This window comes from Clostridium moniliforme, from assembly GCF_017873235.1.
In the GTDB taxonomy this organism is placed as follows: Bacteria; Bacillota; Clostridia; order Clostridiales; family Clostridiaceae; genus Clostridium; species Clostridium moniliforme.
Genome location: NZ_JAGGJZ010000011.1, coordinates 31,120 through 42,440 on the forward strand (window position 1 = coordinate 31,120; position 11,321 = coordinate 42,440).

Sequence of the window (11,321 nt, forward strand, 5' to 3'; positions counted from 1 at the left end):
GAAGTTTAAATATAATTTAAGTTATAAGATGAGGTGGTTATATTTGAATTTAGGGGAAAACATAAAAAGATTAAGAAAAGAAAAAAACTTATCTCAAGAACAATTAGCTAAAATGTTAAATGTATCTAGACAAGCTATATCAAAATGGGAATCGGGGAGTACATATCCAGATATAAGTAATCTTGTTTTATTAAGAGATATATTTGATGTAACATTAGATAATTTAATAATTGATGAAATTAAAGATAGTGATAAAATTAAAAATAGTAAAACGTTAGGTAATAATTCTAAGGAATTAGAAAACAAAGAAGATTTTCAATCAATAGAAGATAATAAAAATCTAAATATTCAATGCAAAAGTTTAGAGGATGAAAACTGTAATGAAGAATTAAATGAGGAAGATGATCTTTTTAGTAGTTTAATGGTTGGTGGATTTGTTATTGGAACTGGATTAGGTTTTATTACAGATAATTTTATGCTAGGAACAGCTTTTAGTTTTATTGGAATGGGTATAGGATATATAGTAGAGATTACTAAAAAGAACTTTAAAAAAACAAATATAAAAGAAAAATAATTTATTTGTAAAGGAAGTATACAATGGAAAAGAGTATAAAAAAAAGATATCCAAAATATCTTAAAGAATTTAAATGTATAGGTGGAAAATGTACAGATAGTTGTTGTATTGGTTGGGATATAGAAATTGATAAGACAACTTTTAAGGAATATTATAAAGTTCAAGATAAAGAAATGAAAAAAATGTTCCAAAAGAATGTTCATAACAATGATAATTACATAAGTCCTAATATAGATTATGGAAAAGTAAAATTAAAAAAGGATAAAAGATGTCCATTTTTAGATGATGAAAATTATTGTATTATATATTCTAAACTCGGAGAAGAATATCTTTCAAATGTTTGTACATGTTTTCCAAGAATACTTAATAAAGTAGATGGATATTATGAAATGTCTTTAGATGTTTCTTGTCCAGAAGCTTCAAGAATCCTTTTGTTAAAGGAAGAAGGAATTAAATTTGAAGAATGTACAGAGGTTTTAGGAAAGCATATAGTATCAAGTGAAATAGATACTAAGTCTAAGGAATTTAGTAATTCACCTATAAAGTATTTTAAAGAGATTAGAGATTTAAGTATTAAGATCTTGCAAAATAGAAAGTTTGATTTAAATGAAAGACTTTATATATTAGGAGAATTTATAAATAAGTTAGAGGATGAACTTAAATATAATTTTAATAATGTACCTAAATTTATTAAAGAATATAATATAAATTTAGTTAATGATCCATATGAAAAAGATGATTTAAGTTATATTCTTCAAATGGATTTTTTTCAAAAAACACTAAAGTTTTTTAATAATTTTAGAGAAGTAGATAGTATTGTTTTTAATGAAGATACAAATAAAGTAATAGAAGGATTTAAGCTTGAAGAGAAAGGAAACCTAGGTAAATATTCAAAGGTTTATATAGAAGCATTTAAAAACTATACTGAAAAGTTTATAAAAAATAATAGCTATATATTTGAAAATTATTTAGTGAATTTTATGTATAATGATATGTTCCCTTTTTCTGAAACTGAATCAGTATTTGATGGATATATTATGCTTTTAATGAGATATTCTTTTATTAGATTTTATTTAGTTGGAAAATATTTATACAATAAACAGGATTCCATTGAAGAAATAGTTCAATTTATTCAAGTTTTTTCAAAGGGAATGGGACATCATAAAAGTTATTTAGTTGATATTTTAAAGTATATAAAAGAAAAGGAATTTAATAATATAGAGTTTGCTAAAATACACTTACCTAAAATGTAGAAATATTATATCAATAAATTATTATGTTTTAATTAAAAATAAATTTTAGACATTTTTTATACTAACTTAATTGTTCAGAAAGTTTTATAACAGATTAAAGTAGCCCTATAAAATTTATAATTTAAGGGCTACTATTTTTTTGTTAATTAGAAATCATAACTATATAGGAATACATTAAGTTTTGAATTTAAAGAAGTGAAAGTAATTTCCTTTTCATTTATACGCTTAAAGTTTTGACTATCATAAAATCCATAGTTGCATCTAGTATCTGTATATAAGTATATGGATTTTACATCTCTACTTTTCATATAGTTAAATAAATGATTAATTAGAGTCTTTCCAACCCCAAGTCCCCTAGATTCTTTAGATACAATAAATAATTGTATTGCACCTTGAAAGTTATCTTCCTTTCCTTCTATAATTTCATTATAGGTATCTTTAATTTTTAATAATTCTTGTATTATCATCTGATTTTCTTCGTTATCCATAATTAAATCAAGATTTTCATTTTCATCATTTGAAGTTTTATTAGGCTCTTCTAAAATATTTTCATCATTTTCTGCTTTTCCTAAAATAAATCCAATTAGTTTATTGTCTTTTTCTGCTACTTTACTAAAGGAACTATCTAAAAGGCAGTCTTTCATATAGGAATCTAATACTAAATCTAAAAATTTTTTATTTTTAATAAATTCATTAAAGCCAAAAGCCTCACCAATTAACTCTTTTATAATTCCATAATCCTCTTTAACTAAATCTCTATAAATTACCTTATTCATAGTTATACCAAACCCTTTCATATTAAAAATTAAATTTGTATTTTATGGTAAAACAACCTTATAATGATAGTAATATGTTCTCTAAGGGGAGAGTCAATAATAAATTTTAAAATATTAAAGGAAGTTATAAAAATGAAAAATTTATTTTCTATTGGTGAAGTTTCAAAGATTAAAAAGATAACCATAAAGGCTTTAAGATATTATCATAAAATGGGTATTCTTATTCCAAGTTATGTTGATGAAGAAACAGGTTATAGATATTATTCTATAGATCAATTTATTTATATAGATATTATAAAAGGATGTAGGGCTTTAGGAACAAGTATAAAAGAACTTCAAGAAATTTTTAAGGAATGTAATACTGATAAATTATTAGAATTTTTAGAAGTAAAGAAAAAAGAAGCAGAAGAAAATATAAATAAAATGAAAGAGATAATTAAAAATATTGATGATTTAAATGAAACCGTAAAAACTTCTAGAAGTATATTAGAAAATGATGAAATCGATATTAAATTTTTTGATGAACGTTATGTAATTACATCACCATGTAAAGAAGCTGGTAGCTTAAAGGAATTACTTTATTACTCAGATTTAGAAAGAGTAATTCAAGATAAAGATATAAAAATATCTTTGGATAGGGGAATAATGTATGAATTTAATTCAAATGGAAAAATAAATCCTTTATATGTTTTTAATGTAATAGATGTTGAAGAAAATACAGATATAGACTTAGAAGATAATATAAAAATATTACCAAAAGGAAAATATTTAACTCTAAATTATAGTAAAGATAATGAGAATGAACGTATTAGAAAAGTAATTAATTATGCAAAGGAGCATAATTTAAAAATTAAAAATTTTATTGAAATGGAACTTTTTAATGACATCTTTAATATAGAGTCTTATAATTGTCAAATTCAAATTCTTGTAGAAGATAGTAATTAAATAAAATTAAAATTGTTTGTGAATATAATAAGACTATGATATTATATAAACCTATAAATATCCCCCTATATGTTTTTGTAAATTTCAAGTTTATAATTCTTATTATTACAAAGTTATAAAAAGGGAATTTATTAGAATTAGCAATAATCAAAATGGAGGAAATCAAATAATGATTAAATTACCAAATTGTCCAAAATGTAATTCAGAGTATACTTATGAAGATGGAGTTTTATTAATTTGTCCAGAATGTGCTCATGAATGGACTTTAGGATCAGAAAATGAAAATAATGAAGATGACCTTATAGTTAAAGATTCTAACGGAAACATTTTAAATGATGGTGATTCTGTAACTATAATTAAAGATCTTAAAGTAAAAGGATGTTCATCAGCCCTAAAAAAAGGTACAAAAGTAAAGAATATACGTTTAGTTGAAGGCGATCATAATATTGATTGTAAAATTGATGGATTTGGAGCTATGCAATTAAAATCTGAATTTGTTAAAAAGTTATAAAAGATAGAATATACAATTTAAAATAATTAAAAATATTGAAAATAAAAACACCTATAGAAAATCTATAGGTGTTTTTATTTAAGTTTTAAATTACTTTAATGGTGATTGTGTTTGAGATATTTTTTTATACGTATTTATTGTAAGTATTTTGGATATAATCGAGAATAGTGATTATTTAATTAAAAAAGAGGTAAGTTTATGAAAACTGTAAAATCAATAAAGAACTATCCAATAATTACTTATACATTTATATTTTTATTTATTTTTTCTTTATATTATGGTCTATTTTTAATAGAAGGTAAAACGTTAATATGGAAAAGTGATGGAATTAATCAGCATTTTTCTATACTTTATGATTTTAATGAGATTATTAGAAATTTTATTAAAAATCCCTTAGATGGAATTAGTGAATGGTCATGGAATATAGGTTATGGAAGTGATATAATAGGTGCTTATTCTTATTATGTTATAGGAGATCCATTTTCATATTTATCATTATTATTTCCATTGGATAAATTAGAAATAGTATATGATTTATTAATTGCTCTTAGGTTATATTTTACTGGAGTAGCGTTTATATTATATTGTAAGAGGATTAAATTCTCTAATTATGGATCTATTTTAGGAGGAATTTCCTATGCTTTTTCAGGATTTATAATAATGTCTGCAATAAGACATCCTTATTTTATTAATCCCTTAATAATACTTCCACTTGTTTTTATTTGTATAGAAAATATATTAGATAATAAGAAAAAATATTTATTTTCTATTATTGTTTCAGTATCTATGATTTCTAATTTTTACTTTGCTTATATGCTTGCAATTATAAGTATAATATATTCTTTTTTAAGATACTTTGAATTAAAAAACTTAAAAAATATAAAATTTAGTAGGTACTTTTTTAATTTGCTGTTGTACTTTATTATAGGAATTTTAATATCGTCCGTTATATTTTTGCCAACCCTTTATTCAATATTAACGTCATCTAGAATTTTAAGTGATAATACACAACAATCAATATTAATTTATCCTATAGCTTATTATATTAATTTAATATATTCTTCTATTTCAAGCGGAAGTTATCCTTTTTGGACTGTACTTACATTACCAGTATTAACATTTATATTATTACCATTATTCATTAGAAATAGAAAAAATCATAAAACTTATTTTTATATGACTATAATATTTTCTATAATGATTTTAATACCTTTTTTTGGTTCTGCCATGAATGGTTTTTCCTCTATATCTAATAGATGGTCCTTTGTATTTGCATTTATTTCAAGTTTAATAATAGTATTAGGATTCGATAATATAAAAAGTATAAATAAAGTAGATATTTTATGGAGTATATTTATACTTTCTATTTTCTTTGTATTTGGAATTATAAAACTTAAATTTCCTAAAGTTAAAAATGAAGTTTTTCCAAGTGTATTTTTAGGAATAATAACAATTGGGTTTATATTGTATTATTTAAAATTAAAGAGAAAAAATATATTAAAAAATAATAGAATATTATTTTGGGGATTATGTATTTTACTTTCATTAAATATAATTTTTAATAATTATTATAGATATAGTATTAATGGAAACAAATATATTAAAGAATTTTTAGATAGGGGTGAGGCTTTTTCATACTATAAAGATTCTTTTAATGGTGCAGAAAAATATATTAAAAGTAATGATAAATCCTTTTATAGAATAAGTAAGGCTGATAATGTATCTCGTGATAAAACTAGAAATAATTCTATAGTATTAAATTATAATGGAATAGATTCTTTTTTATCTATAAATAATGGATATTTAGCGGAATTTTCTAGAAGCTTAAATAATAGAGCTTTTACCCCTAATAGTCCAATAATTAATTTTGATAATAGACCTATAGTAAGTAGTTTAATGGGAGTTAAATATTATATAAGTAAAGAGTATGAAGATCCAAGATTCGATTCATCAATAAATAAGGTTAAAAATATTGGAGAATTTTCTATATACAAAAATAATAATGTTTTACCTTTTGGATATGTTTATTCTAATATATTAGATATTGGTACATTTGATAGTTTAAATGGATTAGAAAAGGAAGAAGCATTAGTTTATTGTGCAAGTGTGGATTCTAAATATTCTAAGATCAATATAAAAAGTATACCTTCTAAATTAGAAAATATAATATTTGATACTAAAAATAGTACAGCAAAGATTAGTTATAATAAGATTACTGTAACCAAACCAAATGAGACGGTTATTTTAAATATTAATAATAAATCAGAAGGAAATATATATGTAAATATTAGAAACTTAAAATTTACACCTTTTTCAAAAGGCTTAGAAGGAAAAGGTGAAAGTAAAGATTTTAATAATAAAATAAAACATCTAGTTAAAAAGTTATATAACATTAATAATGGGGATGGTTTTAAGATAAATGCATCATATAAAAATATAAGTAAAAATTTTAATAAACCAGATGGGTTAGATGCTTCAGGATACTTTGATATGGATAATATATTATATAATTTAGGATATCATAATGATCTAGATAGTAGTGAACCTATTATACTAACATTTAAAAATCCAGGTGAATATAGTTATGATGACTTAGAGGTAATTAACTTACCTATTAAAAAGTATGATGAAGAATTTAAAAAGCTTAGATCAAATAATTTTGTTATAGATAAGGTATATAACGATAAAATATTAGGAAATATAAATTCTTCTAAAGATGGTATACTTACCTTTCAAATTCCATATTGTAGGGGTTGGGAAGTTAAGGTAAATGGAAAAATGGTAGAAACTTTTCCAGTAAATAAAGCTTTCTTAGGAATAAATATAGAATCTGGGAAAAGTGAAATAGAATTAAAATATAAAACACCATTGTTAAGAATTGGATTAGTGATTACTATAATTGGAATTACTATTCTTTTAGTTTTTATAATTTTAGAAAAGAGAAATAAAGATACTTAGGATTGTGTGATATAATCAGCTTGTACATTAGATTATAATTCATGAGAGGATTAATAATATGTTTGTAAATTTTATAAAGAAGTCATCATGGTTAGTTGTTACTGGAATTACACTAATTATATTAGGTGTAATGGTAAATTTAAATATTTCTCCCATTGGAAAAGTTAATTTATTACTAAGTGATAATATAAATGTATTTTTATATATTTTCTTATCATTGTTTATAGGGCTTTTATTATATCGAATAAAAAATAATAAATACTTTTTATTAGCATTATTTTTAACAGCGTTAATTATAAGAGTTATTTGGGTTTTAAATATTTATAGTCTTCCAGTATCGGATTTTATGCAAATGTATAATGGAGCACAAGATATATTAAATGGAAATATTGACGCTTTAAGAGGAAGTGAATATTTTCAAACATGGGTATATCAACTAGGATTTACTTTTTTTCAATACGTTATAATTAATATTTTTGGAAATTCAATAGGTGTATTAAAGTTAGTTAATGCTATTATAACTTCTTGTATTCCCATAGTTATTTACTTAATATGTAATACTTTAAAAAAGGGGAAAAGTGCTAGGGTTCCTGCTTTAATATACTGTTTTTATGTCACAAGTATAGCAATGACCTCTGTATTAACTAATCAACATCTTTCAACTTTACTTATTTATTTCGGATTGTATTTATTAATAAGTAAAGAAAAATACTTTTTTAGTATTATTTATGTTGGAGTAATAATTTCTTTAGGAAATATAATTAGACCAGAGGGTATTATAGTTATAATTGCAATAGTATTATTTTTAATATTTAATGATTTTGAAAATATTAAAAATCCTAAGAGATTTTTAAAATATAATATTTTAAGACCTACATTAATAGTAGCTATATACTTAATAACAAGCACAATGGTGTCAGGAGCATTTAAGTTAAGTGGATATACTGATTATTCTTTATCTAATAGAGAGCCTTACTGGAAATTTGTAGTTGGATTAAATGATAAGCATGGTGGACTTTGGAATTCTGAAGATGGTGATTTAGTTAATAGGTATCCATTAGGAGAAAAAAGAGATGATTATGAAAAACAATTAATTTTAGATAGGCTTAAAGATAAGGAAAAAGTAATAAACTTATTTAATAAAAAATTCCGTTATATGTGGACAAAAAATGATTTTGGAAGTCTTTCATTTTCTCTAAACTATAAAGGGGCATCTAAACATTTGATGAAGTTACTTTTAAAAATAGAAAAGGTTCAATTTATAATTATAGTATCTTTAGCATTTTTATCAGTAATTATAAGTGTGTTTAAAAGAATCAAATTTGGTTATTATCATCTTTTTATGATAATACTAATTGGATATGTGTTGTCTCATTTAATTTTAGAAGTACAAACAAGATATAGATATTTTATAATTCCTACTTTAGTAATTTTATCAATAGAAGCAATATCCTCTATGAACAAATATAGAAATAATTACGATTAGATAATTATGATAAATAATAAAATTAAGGTGATAGATTTTAAATCTATCACCTTAGTCTATTTTTAGGTGTAGTTTTATTACTTTACTATTTTTGTTCCAGATTTTCCAACTAAAGCATCATTAGCTCGGCTAAGAGAAGCAATTATTGCTGATTTATTTTCACCAGATTGAACGAACTTTTTACAAGCTTCAACCTTTGGTAACATACTTCCTGGAGCAAATTGTCCTTCTTCAATATATTTATCTACTTCTTCAATATTTATTTCTTCTAATGCTTTTTGGTTTGGTTTATTAAAGTTTACACAAACTCTATCAACAGCTGTAAGTATTAAAAGTACATCTGCATCTAAAAGTTCTGCAAGCTTTTCAGCAGCAAAGTCTTTATCAATAACTGCTGGAACTCCAACTAAGTCATTTCCTTCTTTTACTACTGGTATTCCACCGCCACCGCAAGCTACAACTACGAAGCCATCTGAAACCATTTTTTCTATAATATCTTTTTCAACTATATCAACAGGCTTTGGTGAAGCAACAACTCTTCTATATCCTCTTCCTGCATCTTCTTTCATTACATAACCTTTATCTTTTTGAAGCTTTTCTGCTTCTTCCTTGCTATAGAATGAACCGATTGGTTTAGTAGGATTTTTAAATCCATTATCATTTTTATCTACAACTACTTGAGTTACCATAGTTCCAACTGATTTTTGAATATTTCTATTTTTTAATTCTTCTAATATAGAATTTTGTAGGTGATATCCTATATATCCTTGTGAAAATGCTCCTACAACATCAAATGGGAATAATGTATTATTATTATCAGCTTGATATGCAGCTTCTAAACTAGCTAAGATTTGACCAACTTGTGGTCCATTTCCGTGTACTATTGAAACTTGATGTCCAGCTTCTATTAAATCTACTACTGACTTAGCAGTTTCTTTACAAGTTTTAAGTTGTCCTTCTGCACTTTTATCTTTTGGATCTGCTTGTAATGCATTTCCACCTAATGCTAAAACTATCTTCATAATTTTATCCTCCTTATAATTGAGTAAAATTTTATCATCTGTAAATTTAATTAAAATTATTTTATAAATTATAATATTTTATCTTTTGTTCTTTTAAATTAAAAAATTTATCTTTTGTAAATTTAACATCTTATCTTTTGTTTATTTATTTTATTATGATTAAATAGTAACCTTACCAGTTGCAAGTAAGATAATAGCTAATATACCAATTGCTAAAATTACTATCATAACAACATTTTCTTTTCCTTCAAAAACCTTTTGATCAGGATTAGTTTCCTTTTTAGCTTTCCAATAGAATATAATTCCTATTGCATAAAGAATGAAACATAATAATAAGTATTTTAATCCTGCAGCATAACATAACCATATAGCATAAATTGTTGCTATAGTTGAAGCTATTTTATCTTTAGTTCTTCCTTCAGGATTTACATCGTATGTTTCTCCTGAATAGGATAATTTCATTGCATACATTGCACTTAAAAGATATGGAACAAGTATAGCAGTACTTGCTATTGAATAAAGAGCTTGATAAGTACTATTTGAAACTAAAGTTAATAATAAGAAAACTTCTACTAATATGTTAGTAATAATTAATGATCCAACTGGAGCATCATTTTCATTTACTTTTGAGAATATTTTTGGAAGTGCACCATCTTTTGCAGCAACAAATGGAATTTCAGCTGAAAGTAATGTCCATCCAAGTAAAGAACCAAATAGTGAAATAATTAAACCTAAGTTAATTAAAACAGCACCCCATTTACCAACAGCAAATTCTAAAACATAAGCCATTGATGGGTTTTGTAAGTTTGCTAAATCCATTCTCTTCATAACACCAAGTGCCATTAATGAAATTAACATATAAATGCATAATGTTCCTATTAGTCCAATAACAGTTGCTTTACCAACATCACTTTGTTTCTTAGCTCTACCAGATACAACAACTGCACCTTCAATACCTATGAAACACCATAATGTTACAAGCATTGTATTTTTAGCTTGATCTATTACACTACCTAAGTCTGGACTTCCCCAGAATTCAAATGTGAAATTATCGAAGTGGAATGCAAATATTGCAGCTACTATAAATACAAAAATAGGTACTAATTTAGCTATAGTTGTAATTAAGTTAACTAAAGCTGCTCCGCTTACACCTTTAAAAATTAATAGTGCGAAAGCCCATACTAAAATGGAAGCACCTATAACAGAAGCTAAATTATTTCCTTCTCCAAATATAGGGAAAAAGTATCCTATAGCTCCGAATAATAATACTGCGTAAGAAACATTTCCAATCCAAGCACTTAACCAATATCCCCATGCTGAATTGAAACCTATATAATCACCAAAACCAGCTTTAGCATAGCTATAAACACCACCACTTAATTCTGGTTTTCTATTTGCTAATGCTTGATAAACAAAAGCAAGTGCTATCATACCAATACCAGTTATAACCCAACCTAAAATAATTGCACCAGATCCAGCTCCTCTTGCCATATCTGAAGGTAAATTGAAGGCTCCACCACCGATCATTGAACCTACAATTAGGGCTGCAAGCGAAGCAAATCCAAGATTTCTTTCTTCACCAGTAGATTGTTGTTCTGACATAATATTCACTCCCTATTCAATTAAAAATAAATTATTTATATAAAAAACTTTAGTCGACTATTAGGAAATAGTCGACTAATTCTAATGATATATTACTATTTTCCTGCAGTTGCAACCATTACAGCTTTAATAGTATGCATTCTATTTTCAGCTTCATCAAATACTACTGAATTTCTACTTCTAAATACTTCGTC

Annotated in this window: 10 protein-coding genes; 6 read left to right on the top strand and 4 right to left on the bottom strand. The window is 24.4% G+C overall.

The features are described 5' to 3' along the window. The first annotated feature begins 43 nt into the window (after window positions 1-43). Window positions 44-574: a helix-turn-helix domain-containing protein gene (locus J2Z53_RS11810; protein ID WP_234925858.1), complete on the top strand. Its 531-nt coding sequence runs from the start codon at window positions 44-46 to the stop codon at window positions 572-574. Between the two features lie 23 nt (window positions 575-597). After that, a complete protein-coding gene (fliB, locus tag J2Z53_RS11815) occupies window positions 598-1,827 on the top strand; it encodes a flagellin lysine-N-methylase (protein WP_209797689.1) in 1,230 nt (409 codons plus the stop codon). A 146-nt stretch (window positions 1,828-1,973) separates the two neighbouring features. On the opposite strand, the gene J2Z53_RS11820 is transcribed toward fliB, so the two are convergent. After that, a complete protein-coding gene (locus J2Z53_RS11820) occupies window positions 1,974-2,624 on the bottom strand; it encodes a GNAT family N-acetyltransferase (RefSeq protein WP_234925859.1) in 651 nt (216 codons plus the stop codon). A gap of 111 nt (window positions 2,625-2,735) precedes the next feature. Here J2Z53_RS11820 and J2Z53_RS11825 point away from each other — a divergent pair, with 111 nt between their 5' ends. The 4 genes from J2Z53_RS11825 to J2Z53_RS11840 all read left to right on the top strand — a co-directional run bounded on the left by J2Z53_RS11825 (window position 2,736) and on the right by J2Z53_RS11840 (window position 8,503). After that, complete coding sequence (locus tag J2Z53_RS11825; RefSeq protein ID WP_209797690.1) at window positions 2,736-3,548, top strand: MerR family transcriptional regulator; 813 nt, start codon at window positions 2,736-2,738, stop codon at window positions 3,546-3,548. A 169-nt stretch (window positions 3,549-3,717) separates the two neighbouring features. Then, window positions 3,718-4,059, top strand: a complete 342-nt coding sequence (locus tag J2Z53_RS11830) for a zinc ribbon domain-containing protein YjdM (RefSeq protein WP_234925860.1) — start codon at window positions 3,718-3,720, stop codon at window positions 4,057-4,059. Window positions 4,060-4,257: 198 nt separating this feature from the next. Then, window positions 4,258-7,017 (top strand): YfhO family protein, encoded by a 2,760-nt coding sequence (locus J2Z53_RS11835; protein WP_209797691.1) that lies wholly within the window; start codon window positions 4,258-4,260, stop codon window positions 7,015-7,017. A gap of 58 nt (window positions 7,018-7,075) precedes the next feature. Continuing rightward, window positions 7,076-8,503 carry a glycosyltransferase family 39 protein gene (locus tag J2Z53_RS11840; RefSeq protein WP_209797692.1) on the top strand — a complete coding sequence of 476 codons (1,428 nt, stop codon included), beginning with the start codon at window positions 7,076-7,078 and terminating at the stop codon, window positions 8,501-8,503. A 77-nt stretch (window positions 8,504-8,580) separates the two neighbouring features. Here J2Z53_RS11840 and arcC read toward each other — a convergent pair whose 3' ends face one another. From arcC to J2Z53_RS11855, 3 genes are all read right to left on the bottom strand, one after another. Further along, window positions 8,581-9,525, bottom strand: coding sequence for a carbamate kinase (gene arcC, locus J2Z53_RS11845; RefSeq protein ID WP_209797693.1), 945 nt, complete (start codon window positions 9,523-9,525; stop codon window positions 8,581-8,583). Window positions 9,526-9,684: 159 nt separating this feature from the next. Then, window positions 9,685-11,127 carry an arginine-ornithine antiporter gene (arcD, locus tag J2Z53_RS11850; RefSeq protein ID WP_209797694.1) on the bottom strand — a complete coding sequence of 481 codons (1,443 nt, stop codon included), beginning with the start codon at window positions 11,125-11,127 and terminating at the stop codon, window positions 9,685-9,687. A gap of 95 nt (window positions 11,128-11,222) precedes the next feature. After that, a partial coding sequence (locus J2Z53_RS11855) for a hypothetical protein (RefSeq protein ID WP_407927652.1) occupies window positions 11,223-11,321 on the bottom strand: 99 nt, incomplete at its 5' end.

Coding starts and splice junctions, on each gene's coding strand:
- fliB (WP_209797689.1), top strand. CDS start 598: ATGGAAAAGAGTATAAAAAAAAGATATCCAAAATATCTTAAAGAATTT.
- J2Z53_RS11820 (WP_234925859.1), bottom strand. CDS start 2,624: ATGAAAGGGTTTGGTATAACTATGAATAAGGTAATTTATAGAGATTTA.
- J2Z53_RS11825 (WP_209797690.1), top strand. CDS start 2,736: ATGAAAAATTTATTTTCTATTGGTGAAGTTTCAAAGATTAAAAAGATA.
- J2Z53_RS11830 (WP_234925860.1), top strand. CDS start 3,718: ATGATTAAATTACCAAATTGTCCAAAATGTAATTCAGAGTATACTTAT.
- J2Z53_RS11835 (WP_209797691.1), top strand. CDS start 4,258: ATGAAAACTGTAAAATCAATAAAGAACTATCCAATAATTACTTATACA.
- J2Z53_RS11840 (WP_209797692.1), top strand. CDS start 7,076: ATGTTTGTAAATTTTATAAAGAAGTCATCATGGTTAGTTGTTACTGGA.
- arcC (WP_209797693.1), bottom strand. CDS start 9,525: ATGAAGATAGTTTTAGCATTAGGTGGAAATGCATTACAAGCAGATCCA.
- arcD (WP_209797694.1), bottom strand. CDS start 11,127: ATGTCAGAACAACAATCTACTGGTGAAGAAAGAAATCTTGGATTTGCT.